Here is a 25,534-nt window from a genome sequence, read left to right as displayed (position 1 = left end):
GCCGTCGCGCCCGCGGCCCGGCCCGCGGCGGTCGACCCGGTGGCGCTGGCGCGCGCGGCGGCGGCCGCGGCGCAGGATCTGGAAGGGCTGGCGGCGGCGATGGCCGCCTATGAGGCATGCGAGCTGAAGAAGGGCGCGCGGAACCTCGTCTTTTCCGAAGGCAATCCGAAGGCGCGGGTGATGGTGATCGGCGAGGCGCCGGGCCGGGACGAGGACCTGCAGGGCAAGCCCTTCGTCGGCCGCGCCGGGCAGCTTCTCGACCGGATGTTTTTCCATATCGGGTTGGGGCGCGCCGACCCGGCGGCCGAGCGCGCGCTTTATATCACCAATGTCCTGCCCTGGCGCCCGCCGCAGAATCGCGACCCCGAGGCGCAGGAGGTGGCGATGATGCTGCCCTTCCTCGAACGCCATGTCGAACTGGCCGATCCCGACATCCTGGTCCTGATGGGCAACCATTCCTGCGGCGCGCTTCTGGGGCGGAAGGGCATCACCCGGCTGCGCGGCCACTGGGTCGAGGCGCTGGGCCGGCCCGCGCTGCCGATGTTTCACCCGGCCTATCTGTTGCGCAATCCCCATGCCAAGCGCGATGCCTGGCACGATCTGCTGATGCTGCAGGCGCGGCTGAGGGGCGGATGATGGGGCCGGTCGATCTTGTGACGCTCGCGGCCTTCGTGCCGGCGGCGCTGGCCCTGAACCTGACGCCCGGGGCCGACATGATGTTCTGTCTGGGGCAGGGGCTGCGCGGCGGCCCGCGCGCGGCGCTGGCGGCCGATCTCGGCATCGCGCTGGGCTGTTTCGTTCATGTGACGCTGGCCGGGCTCGGGCTCGGCGCGGTGGTGGCTGCGGTCCCGGGCGCGTTCGAGGCGATCCGCTGGGCGGGCGTCGCCTATCTGCTCTGGCTGGCCTGGGGCGCGCTTCGGCACGGGGCGCTGGCGCCGGGGCTGCCCGCCGTCACGCCCCGCCGGGCCTTCCGCGAGGCGCTGGCGGTGAACCTCACCAATCCCAAGGTGATCCTCTTCGTGCTGGCCTTCCTGCCGCAATTCGTGGTGGCCGAGCGCGGCGCGGTGCTGGCGCAATTCCTGATCCTGGGGGGTGTGCTGTCGCTTGGGGGCTTCATGGTCAACGGCGCGGTCGGGGTCTTCGCCGGGCGGGCGCGGCAGGTCCTGAGCGGCTCGCGCACGGTCGAGCGCGCACTTGGCGTCGTTTCGGCGGCGATCTTCACGGCGCTGGCGGTGCGGCTGGCGGTTCTGCAAAAGGGGTAGGCATGGCAGGTATCGACGGGACTAGGGAGTTCGTCCCGGTCAGGATCGCGGTCCTGACCGTGTCGGACACGCGCGGGCTGGCCGAGGACCGGTCTGGCCAGACGCTGGCCGACAGGATCGCGGCGGCGGGTCATATTCTGGCCGATCGCAAGATCCTGAAGGACGAGCGCGCCGAGATCGCGGACCAGCTGCGCGCCTGGTGTGCCGATCCCGAAATCGACGTGGTGATCTCGACCGGGGGCACCGGGCTGACCGGGCGCGACGTGACCGTCGAGGCCCATCGCGACGTCTACGAGAAGGAGATCGAGGCCTTCGCGACGCTCTTCACCCTGGTGTCCTTCGGCAAGATCGGCACGTCTGCGGTGCAAAGCCGCGCCACCGGCGGCGTCGCCCAGGGCACGTATCTCTTCGCGCTGCCGGGCAGTACCGGCGCCTGCAAGGATGCCTGGGACGAAATTCTGGTGCATCAGCTCGACTATCGCCACCCTCCCTGCAATTTCGTCGAGATCTTTCCGCGACTCGACGAACACCGCCGACGGAAATAGGTATATTCGCCATAGTGAATGTGTGCCCCGTTGCGGCCGCCCGGGCGTTTCTGTCGGGCGCCGTGGCAGGCGGCCTTGCGACCCGATGCGACGGGAAAGGACGGTTCGATGCGTTTCCTCCGCCGCAGCCTCACGGGGCTGTTCCTGCTGGCCCTGACGCTTGGGCTGCTGGCCTATGCGGCGGCGACGCTGCGGTCAGCCATCGACGCGCGCCGGTCCGACCGGCCCAAGGCGCCGCCCGTGGCCGAGCGGGTCTTCTCGGTCAATGTCGTCCCGCTCCGCCCCCGGACCGTGACGCCCGAGCTGACCGCCTTCGGCGAGATCCGCTCGCGCCGCAGCCTCGAGCTTCGGGCCGAGGCCAGCGGCCGGGTGGTCTATCTGCATCCCGCTTTCGAGGAGGGCGGGCGGGTCGCGGCGGGCGATCTGCTGCTGCGGGTCGATCCGGCCGATGCGACCTCGGCCCGGGATCTGGCGCGGGCCGATCTGAGCCAGGCCGAGGCCGATCTGCGCGATGCCAGGCGGCGCCTCGATCTGGCTCATGACGAACTGACCGCGACCGAGCTGCAGGCCGGGTTGCGGCAGAAGGCGTTGGGTCGCCAGAAGGACCTGCGCGGGCGCGGTGTCGGCACAGATGCCGCGGTCGAAGAGGCAGAGCTGACGGCCGCCGCCGCCGATCAGGCGGTGGTGTCCCGCCGCCAGGCGCTGGCCCAAGCCGAGATCGGGCTTGAAACGGCCTTGACCGCGCTGGCCCGGGCCCGGATCGCGCTGGGCGATGCCGAGCGCGCACTGGCCGATACCGAACTGCGCGCGGCCTTTTCCGGCACGCTGATCGATGTGAGCCTGGTCGAAAGCGGGCTGGTCGGGGCCAATGAACGGGTGGCCGACCTGATCGATGTGTCGGCGCTGGAGGCCGGGGTGCGGGTCTCGACCGCCGAGTTCAGCCGCCTGCTGGACGAGAGGGGCGCGTTGCGGCCGCTGCCGGTGACGGTGACGCTCGATGTCTACGGCGCCAACCTGACCGCGCGGGGGGTGCTGTCGCGCGAAAGCGGGGCGGTGCCAGATGGCCAGGTCGGGCGGCTGGTCTATGCCCGGCTCGACGACGCGCCGGGCTTCCGGCCGGGCGATTTCGTGACGCTCCGGGTCGAGGAACCCGCGCTGGAGGATGTCGCGGTCCTGCCCGCCAGCGCGCTGGACGCGGCGAACGAGATTCTGGTGCTGGACGCCGAAGACCGGCTGGAGGCGGTGCCGGTCACGCTGCTGCACCGTCAGGGCGACCGGGTGCTCCTGCGCGCGCCCGGGCTTGCGGGCCGCGAGGCGGTGGCCGAACGCTCGCCGCTTCTGGGGGCGGGCATCAGGGTGCGCCCGCTGCGCCCCGGCGCCGCCGCCGAACCGGACGACGCGACAGAGGCGACGGTCGAGCTCAGCCCCGAACGCCGCGCCGCGCTGATCGCCTTCGTCGAGACCAGCCCGGCCCTGCCGCAGGAGGCGCGCGCCCGGATCCGCGCCCAGCTCGACCAGCCGCGTGTGCCCGCGCGACTGGTCGAACGGCTTGAAACCCGGATGGGGGGCTAGGCCGGTGCCGGGCCGGGTTGCCAGCGCCGCGGGCGGGCTTCTGTCCTATTTCACCCGCCACCGGACGGCGGCGAACCTGCTGTTGCTGCTGCTGATCGTGGCCGGGCTCTTTGCCGCGCCGCGGATGCGGGCGCAGTTCTTTCCCGACGTGATCGTCGAGACAGTCTCGGTCTCGGTGATCTGGGAGGGCGCGGGACCCGAAGAGGTCGATGCCGGGATCGTGCAACTGCTGGAACCGGAACTCCGCGCGGTCGAGGGGGTGGAAGAGACCGCGTCGCAATCGGTCGAGGGCTTGGCCACCATCACCCTCGATTTCGAGCCCGGCTGGGACATGGCGCGCGCCACCAACGACGTGCAGGCCGCGGTCGATGCCGAAACCGACCTGCCCGAAGAGGCCGAAGAGCCCGAGGTGACGCGCGGCGCCTGGCGCGACCGGGTGACCGATGTGGTGATCACCGGCCCGGTCGCGGTGGACCAGATCGGGCGGCTTGCCGACGAGCTGGTCGACCGGCTGTTCGCGGCGGGCATCACCCGCACCACGATCCGCGGCCTCGCCGCACCCGAGACGCTGGTCGAGGTGCCCTCGATCGAGCTGATGCGCCATGACATCACCATGGCCGAGATTGCCGCCGTGCTGGCCGCCGAGGCCGAGACCGCGCCCGCGGGCGATGTCTCGGGCGGCAATACGAGGGTCCGGACCGGGGTCGAGAAGCGCAGTGCGGCCAGCATCGCCGGCGTCGTGCTGCGCTCCTACCCGGATGGCTCCAAGCTGACGGTGGGCGACCTGGCCCATGTCCGGGTCGAGGGCGCGGATCGCGAGCGCGCCTATTTCGTCGGCCCCCACCCGGCGATCTCGCTCCGGGTCGACCGCTCGGACCGGGGCGACGCCATCGAGATGGAGGCCGTGGTGCGCGCCGTCGTGGCCGGGATGACGCCGTCGCTGCCCGAGGGCGTGCGCATCGACCTGATCCAGACCCAGGCCGATTATATCGCCGGGCGGCTCGACATCCTGCTCGGCAACGGGCTGATGGGGCTCGGGCTGGTGCTGGGGCTGTTGTTCCTGTTTCTGAATGCGCGCACCGCCTTCTGGGTGGCGGCGGGCATTCCGGTCGCGATGCTGGCCACCGCCGCGCTGATGTTCGCGGCCGGGCTGACGATCAACATGATCTCGCTTTTCGCGCTGATCATCACCCTCGGGATCGTGGTCGACGATGCCATCGTGGTGGGCGAGCATGCCGATTTCCGCGCCCGCCATCTGGGCGAGCCGCCGGTGCTGGCCGCCGAGAACGCCGCCCGCCGGATGGCCGCGCCGGTCTTTTCGGCGACGCTGACCACCATCGTCGCCTTCTATGCGCTGGTGGTGATCGGCGGGCGCATGGGGCATCTGATCGCCGATATTCCCTTCACCGTGATCGCGGTGCTGACCGCCTCGTTGGTGGAATGCTTCCTGATCCTGCCCAATCACATGGTCCATGCGCTGGCCCATTCGGCCAAGGAGCATTGGTATGACTGGCCGTCGCGCCAGTTCAACCGGGGGTTCCGGCGGTTCCGCGAAGGCCCGTTCCGCCGCCTGATGCGGCTGGTGATCCGGGGCCGCTATCCGGTGATGGCGGGCTGCCTGCTGCTGCTGGCGGTGCAGGTGGCGGCAGTGATCCGGGGCGATGTGCCCTGGCGGTTCTTCAATGCCCCGGAAGAGCGGTCGGTCACCGGCAATTTCATGATGCTTTCCGGCGCCGACCGGGCCGATACCGCCGCGATGATGGCCGAGCTGCAGCGCGCGGCCGAGGCGGTCGGGGCGCGCTATGCGGCGGAATATGGCAGCGACCCCGTGACCTATGCGCTGGCCGAGATGGGCGGCAATGCCGGGCGCGGGCTGGCCGGGGCCGAGATCAAGGACCCGGACCTTCTGGGGGCGATTTCGCTTGAACTGATCGACGCCGATGCCCGGCCCTATTCCTCCTTCGACTTCGTGCGCGCGCTTCAGGACGAGGTGCGGCCCCATCCCAAGGTGGAAAGCCTCAGTTTCCGCAGCTGGCGGGCCGGGCCGGGGGGCGATGCGCTCGATGTCCAGTTCTTCGGCGCCGAGGCGCGGGTGCTGAAGGCCGCGGCCGAACGGCTGAAGGCCGAGCTTGCGCGCTTTGGCGAGGTCTCGGCGCTGGAGGACAGCCTGGCCTATGACAAGGAAGAGGCGGTCTTGGATCTGACCGCTCAGGGCGCGGCGCTGGGCTTCACGATCGAGGATCTGGGCCGGGTGCTGCGCCACCGCATCAACGGGATCGAGGCCGCGACCTATCCCGAGGGGCCGCGTTCGGCCACGATCCGGGTCGAGCTGCCCGAGGCCGAGTTGACCGCCGATTTCCTCGACCGGATGCAGGTGCGCAGCCCCGAGGGCGTCTATCTGCCGCTGGCCGATCTGGTCACGGTCGAGCGCCGCACCGGGTTTTCCTCGGTCCGGCGCGAAAACGGGCTGCGGGTGGTCACGGTCACCGGCGATCTGTCCGAGGACGACCCGGCGCGCGCCGCCGAAATCTCGACCCGGCTGAAAGACGCGATCCTGCCCGCGATCGAGCGCGATCTGGGCGTCTCCTGGCGGCTGGGCGGGCTGTCGGAACAGGAAAAGGACTTTCTTGCCGATGCGCGGCTGGGCTTCGGGCTGTGCCTTGTCGGGATCTACCTGATTCTGGCCTGGATCTTCTCCAGCTGGACCCGGCCGGTCGTGGTGATGGCGATCATTCCCTTCGGGCTGGTCGGCGCGATCTGGGGCCACGCGCAATGGGATGTGCCGCTGTCGATGTTCACCGTCGTCGGGCTGATCGGCATGACCGGGATCATCATCAACGATTCCATCGTGCTGGTCAGTACGGTCGACGAATATGCCGACCGGCGCGGGCTGGTGCCCGCCATCGTCGATGCGACCGCCGACCGGCTGCGGCCGGTGGTGCTGACGACGCTGACCACGGTGCTGGGGCTCGCGCCGCTTCTGTTCGAGACCTCGCAGCAGGCCCAGTTCCTCAAGCCGACGGTCATCACGCTGGTCTACGGGCTTGGCTTCGGGGTCGGGCTGGTGCTGCTGGTGGTGCCGTCCCTGCTGGCGATGCAGCAGGATCTGGGGCGGCAGGTCGGCGCCCTGCGCCGGGCGCTGGGCGGGCGCGGGCGTCGGGCGATGCCGGTCCCGGCGCGGGCCGCGTTCGGGATGGCCGGGGTATTCTCGGGGACGCTTTTGCCCGAACTGCTGGGGGGCGGGCTGCCGGGGATCTGGCTGGCGCTGGTGCCGCCGCTGGCCGCCCTTCCGGCGCCGCTTGCGGCGTTTATTCTGTTCGTCTGCGGAAGCGCTTTGATCCTGGCGCTGGCCATCGCCGTCGCGCTGGTCGAGGGCCGCAAGTCCTGAGAGGGGCCTGAGAGGGCCGGGCGCTCAGCGCGCCCCGCCGCAGCCCTGAATGTCGACCGCGCGGTCCTGGCCCAGAAGCGTGATCCGCACCAAAGAGCGGTCGAGCGCGAAGGGCGTCCCGTCCGCGGGCACGATGTCCGATCGCGCGACCAACAAACTACCCTCGCGGTTCATCTCGGTCTCGGCGACCCAGATCGAGGGGTCGGGCAGTTCGAACACCGCGGTTTCGTCGCCGCCCAGCGGCGGCACCTCGATCCGCGCGGTCAGCCGAAGCCCGTCCGCGATCGGCTCGACCTCGCAGGCCACCCGTCCGACACGGGCCGCGCGCGCATCAAGCGGCTGGGCTGCCAGCGCGGCCCGGATCGGCGCGGCACGGCTTTCACCCGGCAACCGTTCGTCGAGCCTGAGCTCCATCGGCATGCAGATGTCGTGGCAGACCCCCAGGTCGATCCGCGCCCGGATCTCCATCGGGCGCCCGGGCTCGCCGGGCGTCACCTCGATCGGCAGGACCAGATCGTCGACATAGCCGATGGTGCGCATCCCGTTCGACGAGAACACGGTGGGCCGCGGCCAGTGCAGCCGCACCGCCGCGACATTCTTCGACCCGTGCCAGTCGAACCGGGGCGGGATGCCCGCATCGCCCGGCGCGCGCCAGTAGGTCTTCCAGCCCGGCGCGAGGGTCAGATGCAGCGCGGCCATGTAGGTGCCGCGGTCGGTCTGCCAGCCGGGCAGGATCTCGCCGCTGACCACGCTGTCCGGGGGCAGGGCGGTCTCTGCCCGGGCGGGGGAGGTCAGGGCCTGGGCCGCAAGGATCAGGGCGGCGGCGATCGGAACGAACAGATTTTTTGCCATGGCGCCCAAGATAGGCGCTCTGTCCCCGGCGCGGAATCACAAAGCGGCGAGAGAACGCCACAATTGCGGAACCGTGCCCTTGCGTCCTGCCCGGCTCGGGCACATGCTTGAACCGAGCAGGCGACAGGACAGGGCAGAATGCAGCTTGGAGGCAAGCTTCTGATTGCGATGCCCGGCATGGGCGATCCCCGCTTCGAAAGAAGCGTGGTCTATCTCTGCGCCCATTCCGACGAGGGCGCGATGGGCCTGATCGTCAACAAGCCGCTCAGCGAGATTTCGTTTTCGGATCTTCTCGACCAGCTCGACATCCCCCGCAGCCCCGGCGCGCGCGACATCCGGGTGCATTTTGGCGGGCCGGTCGAACATTCGCGGGGCTTCGTTCTGCATTCGGGCGAGTATCGCACCGACCGCGACAACACGCTTCGGGTCGATGCCCGGTTCGGGATGACCGCGACGCTCGATATCCTCGAGGACATCGCCCAGGGCGGCGGCCCGTCCAGTTCGCTTCTGGCGCTGGGCTATGCGGGCTGGGGGCCGGGGCAGCTCGAGGACGAGATCCGGCAGAACGGCTGGCTGACCTGCGATGCCGACCCGGCGCTGGTCTTCGACGGTGCCGATGGCAGCAAATGGGAACGCGCCATGCGGCTGATGGGCATCGACCCGCTGTTGTTGTCGCCCGCCGCCGGGCGCGCCTGAAAGACTGCCCGCCGCCGGGCGCGCCTGAAAGATTGCCCGCCGCCGGGCGCGCCTGAAAGTCGCCCGAAGAATCCGGTTCAGGGCCGGGGCGCGGCCGCGCGGCGCAGCCGGTCGTTGATCGCCCGGCCGAGCCCGTGGTCGGGGACCGGCGCGACGGCAATGGTCTGGCCCGGCGCGGTGCGGGCGTCGAGCCGGCGCAGCGCATGGAACAGCGCGGCCGCCGCCTCGACCAGATCGCCCGAGGCCGACAGGTTCAGCGCGGCCCCCGCACAGCCCGGCCCGAAGCCCAGCCAGAGCGCCCCCGGCGGCGGCACCTCGGCCTCCAGCACGACCCGCGCTCCGGGCGCGTAATGCGACCCCAACTGACCCGGCGCGGTGATCGCGGCCCCTTCGGCCCGCGCGGCGATCGCCATGCCAAGGCAGTCTTCCAGCGCCTCGGCGGGCAGCCCGCCCGGCCGCAGAAGAACCGGCCCGCCGTCCGCGTCGAAACCGAGGATGGTCGATTCCACCCCGACCGGGCAGGCGCCGCCATCGACCACCGCCGCGATCCGCGACCCGAGCCCCTCGATCACATGCTCGGGCCGGGTCGGGCTGACCGCGCCCGAGGGGTTGGCGGACGGCGCCGCGACCGGCCCGCCGAAGGCCCGCAGCAGCCCCTGGGCGACCGGATGATCGGGCACGCGCAGCGCCACGGTGGGCAGGCCCGCGCTGACCAGCGGCGACAGCCCGGACCCGGGCAAAAGCGGCAGCACCAGCGTCAGTGCGCCGGGCCAGAACGCCTCGGCCAGCCGCAGCGCCGGGTCCGGGAAACTGGCCAGCCGCGCGGCGGCGCCAAGATCGGGCAGATGCACGATCAGCGGGTTGAAGCGCGGCCGCCCCTTGGCCTCGAAGATCCGCGCCACCGCGCGGTCGTCGCGGGCATCCGCGCCCAGCCCGTAGACCGTCTCGGTGGGCAGCGCCACCAGCTTGCCTGCGGCCAGCAATGCGGCGGCGCGGGCCAGCCCGTCGGCATCGGGTGTCAGCGATTCGGCGCTCATGGGACGTTCCCTTACGTTGCGTTTGCGCTTGATGGGGCGGGGCGTTCCGTTACCTTCTGCCCGCGAAACGAGCGGTCAGATAAATCCGCCGAACGACCCCGACAAGCGGCGGCAATGGAGGCTTGCATGGCATATCGTGCTCCTGTGGCGGAATTCCAGTTCATTCTCGACCATGTGGTCGGGCTGGACGAGGTTGTGGCGACCGACCGATTTTCCGAGGCCACGCCCGATGTGACCCGGGCGATCCTCGATGGCGCGGGGCGGCTTTGCGACGATGTGCTGGCGCCGCTGCAACGGCCGGGCGACCTGCATCCGGCGCGGCTGGAAAACGGCGTGGTGCGCACCTCGCCGGGCTATGCCGAAGGCTATCGCGCCATTGCCGAGGGCGGTTGGGTGGCGCTGTCGGCGCCCGCCGAGCATGGCGGGATGGGGCTGCCGACCGCGCTTTCGACTGCGGTCAACGACATGATGAGCGGCGCCTGCCTGTCGTTGCAGCTGAACCCGTTGCTGACCCAGGGCCAGATCGAGGCGCTCAGCCATCATGCCAGCGACGAGATCCGGGCGCTTTACCTGCCGAAACTGATCGCGGGCGACTGGTCGGGCACGATGAACCTGACCGAGCCGCAGGCGGGGTCGGATGTGGGTGCCTTGAAGACCCGGGCGGTGCCCAATGGGGACGGCACTTATGCGGTGACCGGCCAGAAGATCTACATCACCTGGGGCGATGCCGATTTCATGGAGAACGTCGTGCATCTGGTGCTGGCGCGCCTGCCTGATGCCCCCGCAGGGACGCGCGGGATCAGCCTTTTCCTGGTGCCGCGCAACCTGCCCGATGCCGAAGGTCGGCCGGGTGTGGCGAACCGCGTCAAGGTGGTCAGCCTCGAACACAAGCTGGGGTTGCATGGCAGCCCGACCGCGGTGATGGAGTTCGACGGCGCCACCGGCTGGATGGTGGGCCAGCCCAACAAGGGCATGGCTGCGATGTTCACGATGATGAACAACGCGCGCCTCGGCGTCGGCGTGCAGGGCGTGGGCGTGGCCGAGGCCGCGTTCCAGCAGGCGCTGGCCTATGCCGCCGACCGGCGGCAGGGTCCGACGCCCCTGGGCGATGGCGGCATCCTCGGCCATGCCGATGTGCGGCGGATGCTGGCGGGGATGAAGGCCGAGATCTTCGCCGCGCGGGCCATCGCGCTGTCCTGCGCGGTCGCGGCCGATATGGGCACCGCGACGGGCGAGGCCGACTGGACGGCGCGCGCGGCCTTCCTGACCCCGATCGCCAAGGCCTGGGGCACCGAGGTCGGCATGGAGGTCGCCCAGCAGGGCGTGCAGGTTCATGGCGGCATGGGCTTCATCGAAGAGACCGGCGCCGCGCAATATCTGCGCGACGTGCGGGTGACCGCGATCTACGAGGGCACCAACGGCATCCAGGCGATGGATCTGGTGGGCCGCAAGCTGGCCGATGGCGGCGATGTCGCCTGGCGGCTTCTCGAAGAGGTCGAGCAGACCGCCGAGGCGGCGCGCGGCGTCTTCCCCGATCTTGCGGTCGAGGTCTGGACCGCGGCCGAGGCGCTGCGCGACACCACCGAATGGATGCTGGCCCGCGAGATGACCGACCGCTTTGCCGGGGCGGTGCCGTTCCTGCGCGCCTGGGCGCGGGTGCTGGGCGCGCAGCTGCACCTGGCGGCGGCGCTGGCCGAGGGCGGCTCGGGGCCGCGCAGCGCGCTGGCCCGCGTCTTCATCCGGCGGCTCTTGCCCGAACATGTCTCGGCTCTGGCGGCGGCGCGGGCCGGGGCGGACGACCTGTACGCCCTGTCCGACGCCGATCTCGGCGCATGATGGACGGCAGCCTGGCCCCGATCCGCACCCCCTTCGAGGTTCCGCCCGACGGTGGCGCGGCGGTCGAGATCGCCGAGGGCGTGCTGTGGCTGCGCCTGCCGCTGCCGCCGCCGCTGAAGCATGTGAACGTCTTCGCGCTGGACGATGGCCCGGGCTGGACGCTGGTCGATACCGGGCTCGACACCGAGCGCACCCGCGCGATCTGGCAGACGCTTCTGGCCGGACCGCTGGGCGGGCGCCCGGTCCGGCGGGTGATCCTGACCCATCACCACCCCGACCATGTGGGGCTGGCGGGCTGGTTCCAGTCGGCCCATGGCGCCGAGCTCTGGACCAGCCGCACTGCCTGGCTGTTCGCGCGGATGCTGACGCTTGACGAACAGCCGTTGCCCCGGCCCGAGACGCTCGAGTTCTATCGCGGCGCCGGGATGGACGCCGCAGTTCTGGCCGAACGCGCGGCTGAACGCCCCTTCAACTTCGCCGATGTGGTGGCGCCGATGCCGCTGGGCTTCCGGGCGCTCGCCGAGGGCGACCGGATCTCTGCGGGCGGGCGCGACTGGGATGTGCGGCTGGGCGACGGGCATGCGCCCGATCACGTCACGCTCTGGAGCCGCGACGACGCGCTGGTGATCGGCGGCGACCAGCTTTTGCCCTCGATCTCGCCCAATCTCGGGGTCTACGCGACCGAGCCGCTGAACGATCCGGTCGCGGGCTGGCTGGAAAGCTGCATCCGTTTCGCCACCCATGCGCGCGAGGATCATCTGGTCCTGCCGGGTCACAAGCTGCCTTTCACCGGCCTGCCGACCCGTCTGGTGCAACTGATCGAGAACCATCACGGCGCGCTAAACCGGCTGATCGAGGCGCTGGGCGAGGAACGCACTGCCTGCGACTGCTTTCCGGTGCTGTACCGCCGCGAGATCGGTTCGGGCGAATACGGGCTGGCGCTGGCCGAGGCGGTCGGCCATCTGAACCACCTGTACCTCACCGGCCGCGCGACCCGGCGCCGCCGGTCGGACGGCGCCTGGCTGTTTCGGAGTGAATAGCCCCGTGTATCGTTGGCGTCTTCTTCGCTGATTTCGAGGCCAGGAGGCCATGACGAGCTGCAGCAGGTTCAGCGATGCGTTCAAGCGGGACGCGGTCGCGCAGATCACCGAGCGGGGCTGCCCGGTCAGGGACGTGTCCGAGCGTCTCGGGGGCAGCCCGTAGTCGCTCTGCGCCCGGAAGGAGACGTTCGCGAAGGGTCATCGGCAGAGGCGGAGAAGGACACCGCGATACGGCGCCTGAAGACGGAACTGGCGCGGGTCTCAGGAGCGTGACATCCTGAAAAGGGCCACCGCGTATTTCGCCAGGGATGCAACGTGAGATACGCGGTCGTGGCCGGGCATCGCGGACAGTTCTCCGTCCGGGCGATGTGCCGTTCTCTGCGCATCCGGCCGGGCGGCTTCTATGCTGGGTTGAAGGCGCCGTTGGGCAAGCGTGCCGAGGAAGACGCCCGCCAGACCGACCTGCTGAAGGAAGCCTGGGCCGAAAGCGGCAAGGTCCATGGGCACCGCAAGCTGCACGACGATTTTCTTGAACGGGGCGAAGATGTCGGCCTGAACCGCGTTGCGCGCCTGACCGGGCTGGCCGGGATCACGGCTCAGATCGGCGCCAAGCGCCGCCCCGGGACGTATGGCGGCAAGCCCTCGGTCGTGGTCGACACCACCCTCAATCGCCGGTTCGACGTGGAGGCGCCGGACAAGGTCCGGGTGGCCGATATCACCTCCACCCGGACGCAGGAGGGCGTCGCCTGCCTGGCGGTGGTGATCGATCTGTCCTCACGCCGCGTGGTCGGATGGTCCATGCAGTCACGCCAGAGACCGACGTCGTGCTTCTGGCTCTGCTCATGGCCACGTGGCGCAGGAAGCCGAAGGCCGAGGGGCTGATCCACGCGGATCAGGCAAGCCAGTTCACGAGCCTGGACTGGGACGCTTTCCTGAAAGCCCACAACTTGGAGCATTCCACGAGCCGGCGCGGCAATTGCCACGATAACGCCGTCGCCGGAAACTTCTTCAACCTGCTCAAGCGGAGAGGATCGGGCGCCGAACCTACCGGACCCGCCAAGAAGCGCGGCAGGACGTGTTCGACGACATCGGGATGTCTACAACCCGAAGCGCAAGCACGCGCGGACCGGAATGCCGTCGCCCCTCGAGTTCGAGCGGCAGCAGAAACTGAGGCATGAGGGCGTCCAGGACACTCGGAGCCATTCACAGGGTCGGCACAGCCTGACCCCGCGCCGGGAAGCGCAGGCGTGGGCGGAATGCCACGCCCCGCGCTGCATCGCGGCATCGCGGGCGGCGGCAAGGTGACAGCGCCCGGGGCTTCGACTAGGGTGCCGCCAGCGAACAGGCAGGGGATACCGCAGGCATGGCAGCTTTCCGAACCGGCGCGACGCGCCTGTCCGTTCCGCCGTGCCGCGCGCATGCCCCCGCCCTCTCTCCGTCCTCCTGCCGCGCCGTCCGGCCGTTCCGGCCCGCCGCCGCCCATTTCCGGTCTGCCAAATGTTCCGTTTCCTGATTGCCTGCCTTCTGCCGCTGTTCCTGCTGGGCTGCGGCGCCGAATCCACCTGGGCCCCCGACGAAGCCGTCGCCCGGGCCAAGTACCGGGACGCCGCGTCGCCCTCGATCACGCTTTACACCATGATCAACAACCGGTCCGGTTCGGGCGCGCATTCGGCGCTGATGATCAATGGCAGCGAACGGGTGATCTTCGATCCGGCCGGAAGCTGGTGGCACCGTGCCGCCCCCGAACGCAATGACGTGCATTATGGCATCACCCCGAGGATGCTGGAGTTCTACATCGACTACCATGCCCGCGTGACCTATCACGTCGTCGCCCAGACGGTGCAGGTCTCGCCCGAGGTGGCCGAGCGCGCGCTGCGGCTGGTCGAGGGTTATGGCGCTGTGCCGAAGGCGATGTGCGCCCGGTCGACCAGCGATGTGCTGAACCAGCTTCCGGGCTTCGACAGCATCCCCCATACCGTCCGCCCCAAGGCGGTGATGTCGGCCTTCGCCAAGCTGCCGGGCGTCACCACGCGCGAATATTACGACGACGATCCCGACGAACACGAGGACCTGCTGCGCGAACAACAGCGCGCCCGGTTCGACGAACTGGTCCAGGGCATCGTCGAGGGCCAGTAGGCCTGGCCTCGGGAAAGGGGCGGCGGCAGGCCCGCCGCCTCAGCCCAGTTTGCCTTAGCCCAACAGGAACAAAAGCGCGTAAAGCGTGACCGCGCCCGCGCCGATGGCGGCCAGCACGGATTTGCGCCACCAGCCGACGGCCACGGTGACGACCGCCGCGGCCAGCCGCGCCGGATCGGGGTCGCCGCCGGTTGCGGGCGGCCAGACCACGGCGGGCGCGACCAGCGCGGGCAGCACCGCCACCGGCGTATAGCGCAGGTGCCGCAGCAGCCAGTCGGGCAGCCGCCGCCCGCCCATCGCACCGAGGAAGGAAAACCGCATCAGGAAGGTGCCGATCCCGAGCGTGACGATGATCGCCCAGGTCCCTGCCGTGCTCCAGCTCATCTAGCGCGCTCCCATCCGGCGTTCGATCTCGGCGCCCACGGCCATCGCCGCCACCGCCGCGATCATCAGCCCCAGATTGAAGGGCAGCCCGGCAAAGACCAGCGCCAGCGCGACCGAAGTGCCGGCCACCGCGACATGGGCCGGGGTCCGAAGCGCGGGCGCGACCATCGCCAGAAAGGTGATCGGCAGCGCGAAGTCGAGCGCGAATTGGGGCGGGATGCTGCGCCCCGCGACCGCGCCGACCAGGGTCATGCCGTACCAGGCGGGCAGCATCGGCGTGACCGCGCCCGCAAAGAAGGCGATCCGCTCGGCCACAGTCATCTCGGGGCGCGCCTCAAAGCGGGCATGCGCGACCGCGTAGGTCTGGTCGAAGAGGCCATAGGCGACCAGCGCCCGCTGCCAGAGCGGGGCCGCGCCCAGATAGGGCGTCAGCGAGGCCGAGTACATTGCCATCCGCATGTTGACCGCCAGCGCCGTGGCGATCACCACCAGCGTATGCGCGTTCTCGGCCATCAGTTGCACCGCCGAGAACTGCGCAGCCCCCGCCAGCACCACCATCGAAAACCCCATCACCTCTGGCAGCGAGAACCCGGCCTCGGTCGCCACCACCCCGAAGAGAAGCGCGAAGGGCACCAGGATCAGAAGGAACGGCGCGCCTTGGCGCAGGCCGGTCAGATAGGCAGAGTTCCGGGTGGAGGCAGGCATGGCGGGGGACTAGGCTGAAGAGGTCCCGATGGGCGTAAGGCCCGGCGGGACAGGATGCAATCGCAAACCGGAGGCGGCATGCGGATCTTCGGAACGATCCTCGCGGGCGGGCAGGGGCGGCGGCTTGGAGGCCGCGACAAGGCGTTGATCGGGCTTGGCGGGCAGACGCTTCTGGCGCGGGTGGCCGAGAGGCTGGAGCCTCAGGTCGAACGGCTGGCGCTCAGCGCGAACGGCCCGGCCGGGGCGTACGCGACGGCCGGGCTTGGTCCGGGCGTGCCGGTGCTGCCCGATCCGCCGCCGGGCGATCTGGGGCCGCTGCTGGGCGTTCTGGCCGGGCTCGACTGGGCCGCGGCGCATGGGGCCGACTGGCTGGTGACCGCGGCCATCGACACGCCCTTCCTGCCCTGCGATCTGGTGCCGCGCCTGCTGCTGGCGGCCGAAACCGCGGGCACCGGGCTTGCGATGGCGGCCAGCGGCGGGCGGCGCCATCCGACTGCGGCGCTCTGGCCCGTGGGGCTTCGCGGCGAGCTTGCCGCCGAGGTCGCGGGCGGGCTGCGCAAGCTTGGCGTCTTCGGCGCGGCGCGCGGCGCGGCGCTGGCCGATTTCGCGACCGTGCCCGGCCCCGATCCGTTCTTCAACGTCAACACGCCCGAGGATCTGGCGGCGGCCGAGGCGGCGCTGGGATGACCATGGTGGATACGGTCATCATGGCCGACTGGTCGGCCCGGTCCGGCCCCTCGCCGGCCCGTCCCTCGGCCGATGCGATCTGGATCGCGGTGGCGCGCCGGGGCTGGACGACCGCGACGGCCTATTTCCGCAACCGCGCCACCGCCGAAGCGGCGCTTGTCGATCTTCTGGACGGCGAGATCCGCGCGGGGCGCCGGGCGCTTCTGGGGGCCGATTTCGCCTTCGGCTATCCGGCGGGTTTCGCCCGGGCGCTGACCGGCACCGCCTCGGCCCGCGCGGTCTGGGCCTGGGTCGCGGACCGGCTGGAGGACCGCCCGGACAACTGCAACAGCCGCTTCGAGCTGGCCGATGCGATCAATGCCGCCCTGCCCGGAGGTGGCCCCTTCTGGGGCTGTCCGGCGGCCCGCGCCGCGCGGCTGGCGGATCTGACGACCACGCGCCCGGCTAACATCGTCTTCGCACCGCATCGCCGGGTCGAGCGGCTGCTGCGCGATCGTGGCGGGCCGGGGCGGGCCGTCAAGAGCGTCTGGCAGCTTTACGGGGCGGGGGCGGTCGGTTCGCAGGTGCTGGTCGGGCTGCCGATGCTGCACCGGCTGGCCGGGCGGTTCGGGACCGATCTGGCGGTCTGGCCGTTCGAGCCGACCGGAGCGACCGGAGCGACCGGGGCGCCCCTCACCCTCGCCGAGATCTATCCCGCGATGATCGGCCCGGAGGTGGCCGAGGCGCTGGCGGCCCGGCCCGGACAGATCCTCGACGAGTGGCAGATGCGGCTGATGGCAGAGGCGGTGCTGGCGGCCAGCGGCGCGGGCAGGCTCGCGGCGCTGCTGGACGTGCCGCCCGGCGCCGAACTGGCCGAAGAGGCCTGGATTCTCGGGGCAAGCGACCCCGAGGCGTTGCGCGCCGGGGCGAAGGCGTCGCTCAGCCGAACATGCCGGTGACGCGGCCCAGCAGCATGAAGGCGCGCGCGGTGCGGGTCTCGGCCAGGTCGTTGAGCTCCTGATCGCTGGCGGCGGCCTCGAATTCGACCAGAACCCGGTCGAACTGGCGCAGGAAATGGTGCGCCACGTCGCGGAAGATCGGGTCCTTCTTCATGCGCGCGGCGGTCAGCGCCAGACAGGACCGGTCGCGCACGCCGCCCAAGGCCGAGACCGGCAGACCGCGCTCGCCCTGCGCGAATCGGCGCCAGATCTCGGGACGCGCCCGGTCGGGATGCAGATCGTCCATGTAGATCCCCTCTTCGCTGAGAAGGGTCAGGATGTCCTGGGCCGAGCGCACCAGCTTGGACGCGGTGCGATCCTCGAGCGCCCGGCGCAGCGCGCGGAACCCGGCGCGGTCCGAGGTGTCCTCGGGGAAGTTCAGCGCCCGGATGAATTCCTCGACGGTCAGCGGCCGGACCGTGTCCTCGGGCACCGAGCCAAGGGCAAGACGCGGCTGGTCGTCCGGCGGGGTCTTCGACGGAGAGGCGGCGGGCGCTGTGCGGGGGGCCGAAGGGCCGGGATGGGCCTTGGTCGACAGGGCCTGCGGCACCTGAATGTCGGCGATCTCGACGGCCCGGTCGCGCCGGGTGGCGAAGGTCGCGATCGCGTCCTGGGTTTCGCGCTGGGCGCGGGCCAGATCGTCGATCCGCTTTTCCATCGAGGGGCGGACATCCATGCCCGCGCCCTGCTGCTGCGCCAGATAGGCCTGGCGAAGCGAGTCGACCGTCGCCTGCAGACGCGCGGCTTCCTGACGCAGCAGCCGCGCCGAGCGCGCGCCTTGCGCCACCACCCAGATCAGCCCGACCGGCAGCGCCAGCGCCAGCACCGTGACCGCCGTGCCAAGCGCGCCGCCCCCGGTCCCGGCAACGCCGTCCGCGCTGGCCAGCAGCGCGCCCGACAGCCCCAGCCAGGCGACGCTCAGGACGCCGGCGGCGATCTCGATCCGCGACAGGCCGCCCTCGCGGCCCTGTCCCGCAACGGGGGCCAGATCGAACGGCTTGTCCTTGTCCCTCTCCGCCATGCCAGCGGCCCCGTCCGGTAATGTCAGATGTAGCGGATGCTCAGAACTTCGTAGCTGCGCTCGCCGCCCGGCGTGCGCACCTCGACGCTGTCACCCTCTTCCTTGCCGATCAGCGCGCGGGCCAGAGGCGACTTGACGTTCAGAAGGCCCCTCTCGATATCGGCCTCGGCTTCGCCGACGATCTGGTAGGTCTTCTCTTCGTCGCTGTCCTCGTCGACCAGCGTCACCGTCGCGCCGAACTTGATCGCGCCGGACAGCTTGGACGTGTCGATCACGTCGGCCCGCGACAGCAGGCCCTCGAGCTCCTTGATGCGGCCCTCGATGAAGCTCTGCTTTTCGCGCGCGGCGTGGTATTCGGCGTTCTCGGACAGGTCGCCATGTTCGCGCGCTTCGGCGATGGCCCGGATCACGGCGGGACGCTCGACGCTTTTCAGCGTCTTGAGTTCTTCGTCGAGCGCGGTGTAGCCCGCGCGGGTCATGGGTATCTTTTCCATAGGACTCTTCGGACAGTTCACAGAACGGAATGCAGACCCCGCGGGTCCGCTTTCACGAGTAGGTCGGTCTACCCTGACCGGAGTGCGGGAGCAATTGCAATAGGCGAAAGATCCGCGCTTGGGCAGAGCCCCGCGCAGGCATAGCGGCGGCCGGAGAGACTATTCATTTTCTTATGCCGCGCCGCCGCGAAATGATGTTGCCGAACAATTGAATTGACGGCCCGGCTGAGTTAACGGTTTGCGGACTGCATTCAGCCAGGGCGGCCGGTGCGCCGGCCGAGAAGGGTAATCGCATGGCCGAGATCGAACGGGAATCGATGGAATACGACGTGGTGATCGTGGGAGCCGGCCCCTCGGGGCTTTCGGCGGCGATCCGCCTGAAGGAACTCGATCCCGATCTGTCGGTCGTCGTGCTCGAGAAGGGGTCGGAGGTCGGCGCGCATATCCTGTCGGGCGCGGTGCTCGACCCGATCGGGCTGAAGGCCCTGTTTCCCGACTGGAAGGAGCGCGGCGCGCCGGTCTCGGTGCCGGTCAAGGAGGACAATTTCGTCTTTCTCGGCAAAAGCGGCAGCCTGCGCTTTCCCAACTGGCTGATGCCGCCCTTGATGTCGAACCATGGCAAGTACATCGTCTCGATGGGCAATGTCTGCCGCTGGCTGGCCGAACAGGCCGAGGCGCTGGGGGTCGAGATCTTCCCCGGCATGGCCTGTTCGGAACTGGTCTGGGGCGAGGACGGCGCGGTCAAGGGCGTCGTCGCGGGCGAATTCGGGCGGCAGGCCGACGGCACGCCCGGGCCGAATTACGAGCCGGGGATGGAACTGCACGGCAAGTATGTCTTCATCGCCGAGGGCGTGCGCGGTTCGCTCGCCAAGCAGATCATCGCGAAATTCGACCTTTCGAAGGGCCGCGACCCGCAGAAATACGGGCTCGGCATGAAAGAGGTCTGGGAAATCGACCCCAAGAAGCACAGGGAAGGCACCGTCACCCACACCATGGGCTGGCCGCTGAACGGCAATGGCGGCGGCGGGTCCTTCATCTATCACGCCGAGAACAACCAGATCTTCATCGGCTTCGTGGTGCACCTGAACTACCGGAACCCGCATCTTTTCCCCTACATGGAATTCCAGCGCTTCAAGCATCACCCGATGGTGGCCGAGCTGCTGGACGGCGGCAAGCGCGTGGCCTATGGCGCGCGGGCGATCTCGGAGGGCGGCTATCAGTCGATCCCGCAGGCGGCCTTCCCCGGGGGTGTGCTGCTGGGCTGTTCGGCCGGGCTGGTGAACGTGCCGCGGATCAAGGGCAACCACAATGCCATGATGTCGGGGATCGAGGCCGCCAAGGCGGCGGTCGCCGCGATCAAGGCGGGGCGCGCGGGCGATGTGCTTGCCGACTATGACGACGCGCTGCATGCGGGCGACATCGCCAGGGACCTGAAGAAGGTGCGCAACGTCAAGCCGCTCTGGTCGAGATATGGCGGCTTCCTCGCGACGATGCTGGGCGGGTTCGACATGTGGGTCGCGCATCTGACCGGCTGGAACCCGCTGGGCACCATCCATCACGACAAGACCGATGCCGAAGCGACCGGCAAGGCCGCCGATTTCCCGAAGATCGACTACCCGAAACCCGACGGCAAGATCAGCTTCGACCGGCTGACCAACGTGGCCTTCTCCTTTACCAATCACGAGGAAAGCCAGCCCTGCCACCTGCGGCTGGCCGATCCCGCGATCCCGGTGCAGGTCAACCTGCCGCAATTCGCCGAACCCGCGCAGCGCTATTGCCCGGCCGGGGTCTACGAGGTGGTCGACGAGGGGCAGGACCCGCGCTTCGTGGTCAATTTCCAGAACTGCGTGCATTGCAAGACCTGCGACATCAAGGACCCGAGCCAGAACATCACCTGGGTCACGCCACAGGGCGGCGACGGGCCGAACTACCCCAACATGTGAGAATTTTACCGGGGACCGACGCGGCCCCGGCGGCCCCGGCGGCAACGCGCGGCGCAGGGGTCGGATGGCTTCTGCGCCGCCGGTTTTTCGGGCCGGGCGCTTGCAGGGGGCCGTGACTGTCACATCCGCGCGACGGCAGCGGCCTTTGCGCCTCGCCCTGGCGCCGGTCCATTGCCTTGGACGGTTCGCGGCTCTACCCTGCCGTCCAAACGAACAGGAGTGCATTCTTGGCCAAATCGCTGCCGCGCCTTGCCGCCCTGGCCATTCTGGGGCTTGCCGCGCTGAACACGGCGGCCCCCGCCCGGGCCGATCTGGGCGTGTCCGGTCCGTATCTGGCCGCCCGCCAGGCGAGCTTTCTCAGCGACTACCGTGCCGCTGCGGTCTATTACACCGAGGCGCTGGCCAGTGATCCCTCGAACCCGCGGCTGCTGGAAAACGCCATGACCGCGCTTGTGGGACTGGGCGAGGTCGAGAAGGCGGTGCCCATCGCCCGCCGGATCGAGACGCTGGGCAATCCCGACCAGTTGGCCAATCTGGTGCTGATGGCCGACCAGATGAAGCAGGGCCAGTTCGACCGGGTGATCGCCGATCTGGATGCCGGGCGGCAGACCGCGCCGCTGGTCGACGGGCTGATCCGCGCCTGGGCCGAGTTCGGGCAGGGCCGCATGACCGACGCGCTGGCGGCCTTCGACGCGGCCTCGGCGCAGTCGGGCATCAAGGCCTTCGGGCTGTATCACAAGGCGCTGGCGCTGGCGGCGGTCGGCGATTTCGAAGGCGCCGACACCATCTTTTCGGGCGAGGCCGAGGGGCCGCTGCGCGCCACGCGGCGCGGTGTTCTGGCCCATGCCGAGGTGCTGAGCCAGCTTGAACGCAATGACGACGCCATCGAACTGATCGACGCCGCCTTCGGCACCGAGGTCGATCCGGGCGTCGCCGCTCTTCGCGCCCGTCTGGCCAGGGGCGACGCACTGCCCTTCGACGTGATCGACGGCGCGGCCCAAGGCGCGGCCGAGGTGTTCTTTACCGTCGCCAGCGCGCTGAACGGCGATGCGCTGGACGGCTATACCCTGCTTTACGCCCGGCTGGCCCAGTTCCTTGCGCCGAAGAATGCCGATGCGATCCTGCTGTCGGCCGGTCTTCTCGAGGCGCAGGACCGTTACGAGCTGGCGACCGAGGCCTATGCCGCCGTGCCGAAGGACGATCCGGCCTTCTACGCCGCCGAGCTCGGCCGCGCCGAGTCGATGCGCCATGCGGGCGATGTCGACGGCGCCATCGAGACCCTGCGCGGTTTGGCGGCGACCTATCCGGATGTGGCCATCGTCCATGTCACGCTGGGTGACGCGCTGCGCAGCCAGGAACGCTTCGGCGACGCGCTCAAGGCCTATGACGCGGCCATCGCGCTGTTCGACGAACCGGCGCGCGGGCAATGGATCGTCTATTACGCCCGGGGCATCTCGCATGAACGATTGGACCAGTGGCCCGAGGCCGAGGCCGATTTCCGCAAGGCGCTGGAGCTTGAGCCCGACCAGCCTCAGGTGCTGAACTATCTGGGCTATTCCTATGTCGAGATGAACACCAATCTCGACGAGGCCATGTCGATGATCGAGCGCGCGGTCGCGGCCCGGCCCGATGACGGCTATATCACCGACAGCCTGGGCTGGGGGCTTTACAAGCTTGGCCGCTATCAGGAGGCGGTGCCCCATATGGAGCGCGCGGCTGCCCTGATGCCGGTCGACCCTGTCGTCAACGACCATCTGGGCGATGTCTACTGGGCGGTGGGCCGCAAGGTCGAGGCGCAGTTCCAGTGGCATCGGGCGCTTTCGTTCGACCCCGAAGAAGCCGAGGCCGAGCGCATCCGCAAGAAGCTTGCGGTCGGGCTCGACAAGGTCCTGAAGGACGAGGGCGCACCGCCGCTTCGGGCTGCCAATGACGGTTGAGGCCTTCGCGCCCGCCAAGATCAACCTGACCCTGCATGTCACCGGACAGCGGGCCGACGGTTATCACCTGCTCGACAGTCTGGTGGTCTTCGCCGATATCGGCGACCGGCTGACGCTGGAGCGGGCCGAAGAGCTCAGCCTTTCGGTCAGCGGCCCGCGCGCCGGCGGCGTGCCGGTGGACGGGCGCAATCTGGTGCTGAAGGCGGCGGCGCTGTTCGGTCCGGGGCAGGGGGCGCGGGTCCGGCTCGACAAGCGGCTGCCGGCGGCGGCGGGCATCGGCGGCGGGTCCTCCGACGCGGCGGCGGCGCTGCGCGGCCTGGCCGCGCTTTGGGGCCGCGATCTGCCCGGGCCCGAGGCGGTGCTGTCGCTGGGCGCCGATGTGCCGGTCTGTCTGGCGCCGGGGCCGGTGCGGATGCGCGGGGTCGGCGAAGAGATCCTGCCCGCGCCCGCCTTGCCCGAGTTCGGTCTTCTGCTGGTCAATCCCGGCGTCGAGGTGCCGACGCCTGCAGTCTTCAAGGGCCTCGTCCGCAAGAACAACGCGCCGCTGCCCGAGCTTCCGGGCTGGGCCTCGGCCGCCGATCTGGCGGACTGGCTTGCGGGCCAGCGTAACGATCTGGAACCCCCCGCCCGGGCCGAGGCGCCGGTGATCGACGCGGTTCTGGCCGCGATCGCGGCGACCCCCGGCTGCCTTCTGGCGCGGATGTCGGGGTCGGGCGCGACCTGTTTCGGGATCTACGCGGATCGTGCCGCCGCCGAGCGCGCCGCCGCCCTGCTGCGCGAGACCCGGCCCGACTGGTGGGCCGAGGCCGGGGCGCAATATTCGTTGTAGCGGCAGACCTTGCGCGCCGGTTTCCGGCCCGCCCCCGAGGCAGGTGCCGCCCTCGCCGGTTCGGGCTGACAGATCGCGAAAATGAAAAACGGCGCGGGCTGGACCAGCGCGCGCCGTATCTTCAAGCCCTGTCCGGGCCGGTCAGCTGATCCGGGCCACCACGTAATCGGCCAGATCCGACAGCATGTCGCGGATCTCGTGTTCGGGCAGCAGGCTCAGCGCCTCCTTGGCGCGCGCGGTCCAGGCCAGCGCCTCCTGCCGGGTCGCCTCGATGGCGCCGTGTTTCGCCATCAGCCCCAGCGCATGCTCCAGATCGCCCTCGCGCTGGTCGCCCTTCTCGATGGTGCGCGCCCAGAAGGCGCGCTCTTCGGCATCGGCGGCGGCGATGGTCTTGATGATCGGCAGCGTCAGCTTCCGTTCGCGGAAATCGTCGCCGATATTCTTGCCGGTCGAGGCCGCGTCGCCCGCCACATCCAGCAGGTCGTCGACGATCTGGAAGCCCACGCCCAGCGCGTCGCCATAGGTGTAAAGCGCCTTGACCTGTTCCTCGGGCATGCCCGCGATCACGCCGCCGACCTCGGTCGCCGCCGCGAACAGGGCTGCGGTCTTGCCGCGCACGACCTTCAGATAAATCTCTTCGGTGGTCGACAGATCCCGCGCCGCGGTCAGTTGCAGCACCTCGCCCTCGGCGATCACCGCCGCCGCGTTCGACAGGATGTCGAGCACCTGCAGATTGCCCGGCGCCACCATCAGCTGGAACGAGCGGGCGAAAAGATAATCGCCGACCAGAACCGAGGACTTGTTGTCCCACAGCAGGTTGGCGGTGGGCCGTCCCCGGCGCTGACCGCTTTCGTCGACCACGTCGTCATGCAGAAGCGTCGCGGTATGGATGAACTCGACCGTGCTGGCCAGATAGATGTGATAGGGGCCGTCATAGCCGCACATCCGCGCCGCGGCGATGGTCAGCATCGGCCGCAGCCGCTTGCCGCCCGCGCCGACCAGATGCGCCGCGACCTCGTCGATGCGGGGCGCGTATTCCGAGGTCATCCGCTCGCGGATCAGACGGTCGACGGCGGCCATCTCTTCGGACAGCACTGCGGCCAGACGTTCGTGCGGTTTGGTAACGGCGTGGTCCAAGCCCATGGCGGCCTCGTCTCTTGCTCGACAACGGGGCGGCACTGCCCTTAATTCGCTGTCATGAAAGAACTCGTTCGCACCAATGACCCGACACTCGTGGCCTTTGTCTCGGCGCTTCTTCAGGGCGAGGAGATAGACTGCTTTCATATGGATGTCCACATGAGCGTGCTGGAGGGCTCGCTAGGCGTTTTGCCGCGCCGGATCATGGTGGCCGACCGCGACCTGTTTCGCGCCCGCGCGGTCCTGAGGGACAACGGCATCCCTTGCGGCGACGAAAGCTGACCCGGTGACGGCGCTGCGGCAGGACGGATTTCTGGGCGGCCGGCTGCATCTGTGGCAGCCGACCGCGGGCTACCGTGCCGGGATCGACGCGGTGCTGCTGGCCGCGGCGACGCCCGCCGAGCCGGGCCAGAGCGTTCTGGAACTCGGCTGCGGCGCGGGCGTGGCCAGCCTGTGCCTGGCGGCACGGGTGCCGGGACTTGCGATGACCGGGGTGGAACTGCAGCCCGCCTATGCCGCCCTTGCCCGGCGGAACGCGTCCGGGACCGGGCTGCCGCTGGAGGTGGTCGAGGCCGATCTGGCAGCGCTGCCGCCCGGGGTGAAGGCGCAAAGCTTCGATCACGCGATCTTGAATCCCCCCTATTTCCGGCGCGACCGCGGCAGCGCCGCCCCCGATCCGGGGCGCGAAACCGCGATGGGCGAGGCCACGCCGCTGGCAGAGTGGATCGCGGCGGCGGCGCGGCGGCTGCGTCCCGGCGGGCGGCTGACCGCCATCCAGCGCGCCGAGCGGCTGCCCGACATGCTGGCGGCGCTTTGCCCGCTGCTAGGGTGTGTAGAGCTTCTGCCGCTCGCCCCTAGAGATGGTCGGGCCGCCAAGCTTGTCCTTTTGCGAGCACGGAAGGGGCGGCAGGGACCGTTCCGGTTGCATGCGCCGCTGACCCTGCACGAGGGCGCCGCGCATCTGGACGACGGCGACAGTTATACCCCGGACGTCGCGGCCATTCTGCGGGATGGGGCTGCATTGTCCTGGCCCGGTTGACGTCGCCAGTTATGCAC

General features: G+C 69.9%; 22 protein-coding genes and 2 pseudogenes. 17 read left to right on the top strand and 7 right to left on the bottom strand.

The window, feature by feature from the left end:
• The 5 genes from DSD19_RS09480 to DSD19_RS09460 form a co-directional block, all read left to right on the top strand.
• On the top strand, positions 1 to 636 hold a 636-nt coding region (locus tag DSD19_RS09480), incomplete at its 5' end, for a uracil-DNA glycosylase (RefSeq protein ID WP_133260393.1).
• On the top strand, positions 636 to 1,262 hold the full coding sequence (locus DSD19_RS09475; protein WP_371412568.1) for a LysE family translocator: 627 nt from the start codon (positions 636 to 638) through the stop codon (positions 1,260 to 1,262). The genes DSD19_RS09480 and DSD19_RS09475, both read left to right, overlap by 1 nt.
• A 2-nt stretch (positions 1,263 to 1,264) precedes the next feature.
• Positions 1,265 to 1,807, top strand: a complete 543-nt coding sequence (gene moaB / locus DSD19_RS09470; protein ID WP_113669392.1) for a molybdenum cofactor biosynthesis protein B — start codon at positions 1,265 to 1,267, stop codon at positions 1,805 to 1,807.
• A 108-nt stretch (positions 1,808 to 1,915) separates the two neighbouring features.
• Positions 1,916 to 3,379, top strand: a complete 1,464-nt coding sequence (locus DSD19_RS09465) for an efflux RND transporter periplasmic adaptor subunit (protein WP_113669391.1) — start codon at positions 1,916 to 1,918, stop codon at positions 3,377 to 3,379.
• A gap of 4 nt (positions 3,380 to 3,383) precedes the next feature.
• Positions 3,384 to 6,767 carry an efflux RND transporter permease subunit gene (locus DSD19_RS09460; protein ID WP_113669390.1) on the top strand — a complete coding sequence of 1,128 codons (3,384 nt, stop codon included), beginning with the start codon at positions 3,384 to 3,386 and terminating at the stop codon, positions 6,765 to 6,767.
• 24 nt (positions 6,768 to 6,791) lie between these two features.
• Here DSD19_RS09460 and DSD19_RS09455 read toward each other — a convergent pair whose 3' ends face one another.
• A complete protein-coding gene (locus tag DSD19_RS09455) occupies positions 6,792 to 7,619 on the bottom strand; it encodes a protein-disulfide reductase DsbD domain-containing protein (RefSeq protein WP_113669389.1) in 828 nt (275 codons plus the stop codon).
• A gap of 129 nt (positions 7,620 to 7,748) precedes the next feature.
• Between DSD19_RS09455 and DSD19_RS09450 the strand changes: the two are divergent.
• A pseudogene (locus tag DSD19_RS09450) lies at positions 7,749 to 8,315 on the top strand (YqgE/AlgH family protein); the annotation flags it as partial.
• Positions 8,316 to 8,392: 77 nt separating this feature from the next.
• Here the strand turns inward: DSD19_RS09450 and DSD19_RS09445 are convergent.
• The gene (locus DSD19_RS09445; RefSeq protein ID WP_113669387.1) at positions 8,393 to 9,352 is read right to left on the bottom strand and encodes an L-threonylcarbamoyladenylate synthase; all 960 of its coding nucleotides are present in this window, start codon (positions 9,350 to 9,352) and stop codon (positions 8,393 to 8,395) included.
• A 126-nt stretch (positions 9,353 to 9,478) separates the two neighbouring features.
• Here DSD19_RS09445 and DSD19_RS09440 point away from each other — a divergent pair, with 126 nt between their 5' ends.
• The 4 genes and pseudogenes from DSD19_RS09440 to DSD19_RS09425 all read left to right on the top strand — a co-directional run bounded on the left by DSD19_RS09440 (position 9,479) and on the right by DSD19_RS09425 (position 14,364).
• On the top strand, positions 9,479 to 11,188 hold the full coding sequence (locus DSD19_RS09440) for an acyl-CoA dehydrogenase (protein WP_113669386.1): 1,710 nt from the start codon (positions 9,479 to 9,481) through the stop codon (positions 11,186 to 11,188).
• Positions 11,185 to 12,228, top strand: coding sequence for an MBL fold metallo-hydrolase (locus tag DSD19_RS09435; RefSeq protein ID WP_371412567.1), 1,044 nt, complete (start codon positions 11,185 to 11,187; stop codon positions 12,226 to 12,228). Before DSD19_RS09440 ends, DSD19_RS09435 begins: the two co-directional genes overlap by 4 nt.
• A gap of 49 nt (positions 12,229 to 12,277) precedes the next feature.
• Positions 12,278 to 13,413 (top strand): annotated as a pseudogene (locus DSD19_RS09430) (IS3 family transposase); the annotation flags it as partial.
• Positions 13,414 to 13,725: 312 nt separating this feature from the next.
• A complete protein-coding gene (locus tag DSD19_RS09425) occupies positions 13,726 to 14,364 on the top strand; it encodes a hypothetical protein (RefSeq protein WP_113669385.1) in 639 nt (212 codons plus the stop codon).
• A 54-nt stretch (positions 14,365 to 14,418) separates the two neighbouring features.
• Here DSD19_RS09425 and DSD19_RS09420 read toward each other — a convergent pair whose 3' ends face one another.
• Positions 14,419 to 14,748 (bottom strand): AzlD domain-containing protein, encoded by a 330-nt coding sequence (locus tag DSD19_RS09420; protein WP_075785318.1) that lies wholly within the window; start codon positions 14,746 to 14,748, stop codon positions 14,419 to 14,421.
• Positions 14,749 to 15,453, bottom strand: a complete 705-nt coding sequence (locus DSD19_RS09415; RefSeq protein WP_113669384.1) for an AzlC family ABC transporter permease — start codon at positions 15,451 to 15,453, stop codon at positions 14,749 to 14,751.
• A gap of 78 nt (positions 15,454 to 15,531) precedes the next feature.
• Here DSD19_RS09415 and mobA point away from each other — a divergent pair, with 78 nt between their 5' ends.
• Both mobA and DSD19_RS09405 read left to right on the top strand, forming a co-directional pair.
• Entirely contained in the window at positions 15,532 to 16,140 is a 609-nt protein-coding gene (mobA, locus tag DSD19_RS09410) for a molybdenum cofactor guanylyltransferase MobA (protein WP_207802441.1), read from the top strand.
• A complete protein-coding gene (locus DSD19_RS09405) occupies positions 16,137 to 17,078 on the top strand; it encodes a molybdopterin guanine dinucleotide synthesis (protein ID WP_113669382.1) in 942 nt (313 codons plus the stop codon). The genes mobA and DSD19_RS09405 overlap by 4 nt, the downstream gene beginning before the upstream one ends.
• On the opposite strand, the gene DSD19_RS09400 is transcribed toward DSD19_RS09405, so the two are convergent.
• Complete coding sequence (locus DSD19_RS09400; RefSeq protein WP_113669381.1) at positions 17,059 to 18,138, bottom strand: hypothetical protein; 1,080 nt, start codon at positions 18,136 to 18,138, stop codon at positions 17,059 to 17,061. The two genes, DSD19_RS09405 and DSD19_RS09400, sit on opposite strands and share 20 nt — an antisense overlap.
• A gap of 23 nt (positions 18,139 to 18,161) precedes the next feature.
• Positions 18,162 to 18,632, bottom strand: a complete 471-nt coding sequence (greA, locus tag DSD19_RS09395) for a transcription elongation factor GreA (protein WP_075785323.1) — start codon at positions 18,630 to 18,632, stop codon at positions 18,162 to 18,164.
• 293 nt (positions 18,633 to 18,925) lie between these two features.
• Here greA and DSD19_RS09390 point away from each other — a divergent pair, with 293 nt between their 5' ends.
• From DSD19_RS09390 to DSD19_RS09380, 3 genes are all read left to right on the top strand, one after another.
• Positions 18,926 to 20,575, top strand: coding sequence for an electron transfer flavoprotein-ubiquinone oxidoreductase (locus DSD19_RS09390; protein ID WP_113669380.1), 1,650 nt, complete (start codon positions 18,926 to 18,928; stop codon positions 20,573 to 20,575).
• A gap of 227 nt (positions 20,576 to 20,802) precedes the next feature.
• Positions 20,803 to 22,512: a tetratricopeptide repeat protein gene (locus tag DSD19_RS09385; RefSeq protein ID WP_243627847.1), complete on the top strand. Its 1,710-nt coding sequence runs from the start codon at positions 20,803 to 20,805 to the stop codon at positions 22,510 to 22,512.
• Positions 22,502 to 23,341 carry a 4-(cytidine 5'-diphospho)-2-C-methyl-D-erythritol kinase gene (locus DSD19_RS09380; RefSeq protein WP_113669379.1) on the top strand — a complete coding sequence of 280 codons (840 nt, stop codon included), beginning with the start codon at positions 22,502 to 22,504 and terminating at the stop codon, positions 23,339 to 23,341. The genes DSD19_RS09385 and DSD19_RS09380 overlap by 11 nt, the downstream gene beginning before the upstream one ends.
• A gap of 141 nt (positions 23,342 to 23,482) precedes the next feature.
• Here DSD19_RS09380 and DSD19_RS09375 read toward each other — a convergent pair whose 3' ends face one another.
• Complete coding sequence (locus DSD19_RS09375) at positions 23,483 to 24,484, bottom strand: polyprenyl synthetase family protein (protein WP_075785326.1); 1,002 nt, start codon at positions 24,482 to 24,484, stop codon at positions 23,483 to 23,485.
• A 54-nt stretch (positions 24,485 to 24,538) separates the two neighbouring features.
• Between DSD19_RS09375 and DSD19_RS09370 the strand changes: the two genes are divergently transcribed.
• Together DSD19_RS09370 and DSD19_RS09365 are read left to right on the top strand one after the other, a co-directional pair.
• Positions 24,539 to 24,760 carry a DUF2007 domain-containing protein gene (locus DSD19_RS09370; protein WP_075785327.1) on the top strand — a complete coding sequence of 74 codons (222 nt, stop codon included), beginning with the start codon at positions 24,539 to 24,541 and terminating at the stop codon, positions 24,758 to 24,760.
• Positions 24,761 to 24,764: 4 nt separating this feature from the next.
• Positions 24,765 to 25,517, top strand: coding sequence for a tRNA1(Val) (adenine(37)-N6)-methyltransferase (locus DSD19_RS09365; protein ID WP_113669378.1), 753 nt, complete (start codon positions 24,765 to 24,767; stop codon positions 25,515 to 25,517).
• The last annotated feature ends 17 nt before the right edge of the window (positions 25,518 to 25,534 follow it).

This window comes from Rhodovulum sp. BSW8, from assembly GCF_003314725.1.
Lineage (GTDB): Bacteria > Pseudomonadota > Alphaproteobacteria > Rhodobacterales > Rhodobacteraceae > Rhodovulum > Rhodovulum visakhapatnamense.
Note: the sequence above shows the minus strand (reverse complement) of the source record. Positions and strands in the feature narration are given on the sequence as shown.

Excerpts from the sequence above, each read along its gene's own strand:
- DSD19_RS09475 (WP_371412568.1), top strand. The coding sequence starts at position 636 with ATGGGGCCGGTCGATCTTGTGACGCTCGCGGCCTTCGTGCCGGCGGCG.
- moaB (WP_113669392.1), top strand. The coding sequence starts at position 1,265 with ATGGCAGGTATCGACGGGACTAGGGAGTTCGTCCCGGTCAGGATCGCG.
- DSD19_RS09465 (WP_113669391.1), top strand. The coding sequence starts at position 1,916 with ATGCGTTTCCTCCGCCGCAGCCTCACGGGGCTGTTCCTGCTGGCCCTG.
- DSD19_RS09455 (WP_113669389.1), bottom strand. The coding sequence starts at position 7,619 with ATGGCAAAAAATCTGTTCGTTCCGATCGCCGCCGCCCTGATCCTTGCG.
- DSD19_RS09445 (WP_113669387.1), bottom strand. The coding sequence starts at position 9,352 with ATGAGCGCCGAATCGCTGACACCCGATGCCGACGGGCTGGCCCGCGCC.
- DSD19_RS09440 (WP_113669386.1), top strand. The coding sequence starts at position 9,479 with ATGGCATATCGTGCTCCTGTGGCGGAATTCCAGTTCATTCTCGACCAT.
- DSD19_RS09435 (WP_371412567.1), top strand. The coding sequence starts at position 11,185 with ATGATGGACGGCAGCCTGGCCCCGATCCGCACCCCCTTCGAGGTTCCG.
- DSD19_RS09425 (WP_113669385.1), top strand. The coding sequence starts at position 13,726 with ATGTTCCGTTTCCTGATTGCCTGCCTTCTGCCGCTGTTCCTGCTGGGC.
- DSD19_RS09420 (WP_075785318.1), bottom strand. The coding sequence starts at position 14,748 with ATGAGCTGGAGCACGGCAGGGACCTGGGCGATCATCGTCACGCTCGGG.
- DSD19_RS09415 (WP_113669384.1), bottom strand. The coding sequence starts at position 15,453 with ATGCCTGCCTCCACCCGGAACTCTGCCTATCTGACCGGCCTGCGCCAA.
- mobA (WP_207802441.1), top strand. The coding sequence starts at position 15,532 with ATGCGGATCTTCGGAACGATCCTCGCGGGCGGGCAGGGGCGGCGGCTT.
- DSD19_RS09405 (WP_113669382.1), top strand. The coding sequence starts at position 16,137 with ATGACCATGGTGGATACGGTCATCATGGCCGACTGGTCGGCCCGGTCC.
- DSD19_RS09400 (WP_113669381.1), bottom strand. The coding sequence starts at position 18,138 with ATGGCGGAGAGGGACAAGGACAAGCCGTTCGATCTGGCCCCCGTTGCG.
- greA (WP_075785323.1), bottom strand. The coding sequence starts at position 18,632 with ATGGAAAAGATACCCATGACCCGCGCGGGCTACACCGCGCTCGACGAA.
- DSD19_RS09390 (WP_113669380.1), top strand. The coding sequence starts at position 18,926 with ATGGCCGAGATCGAACGGGAATCGATGGAATACGACGTGGTGATCGTG.
- DSD19_RS09380 (WP_113669379.1), top strand. The coding sequence starts at position 22,502 with ATGACGGTTGAGGCCTTCGCGCCCGCCAAGATCAACCTGACCCTGCAT.
- DSD19_RS09375 (WP_075785326.1), bottom strand. The coding sequence starts at position 24,484 with ATGGGCTTGGACCACGCCGTTACCAAACCGCACGAACGTCTGGCCGCA.
- DSD19_RS09370 (WP_075785327.1), top strand. The coding sequence starts at position 24,539 with ATGAAAGAACTCGTTCGCACCAATGACCCGACACTCGTGGCCTTTGTC.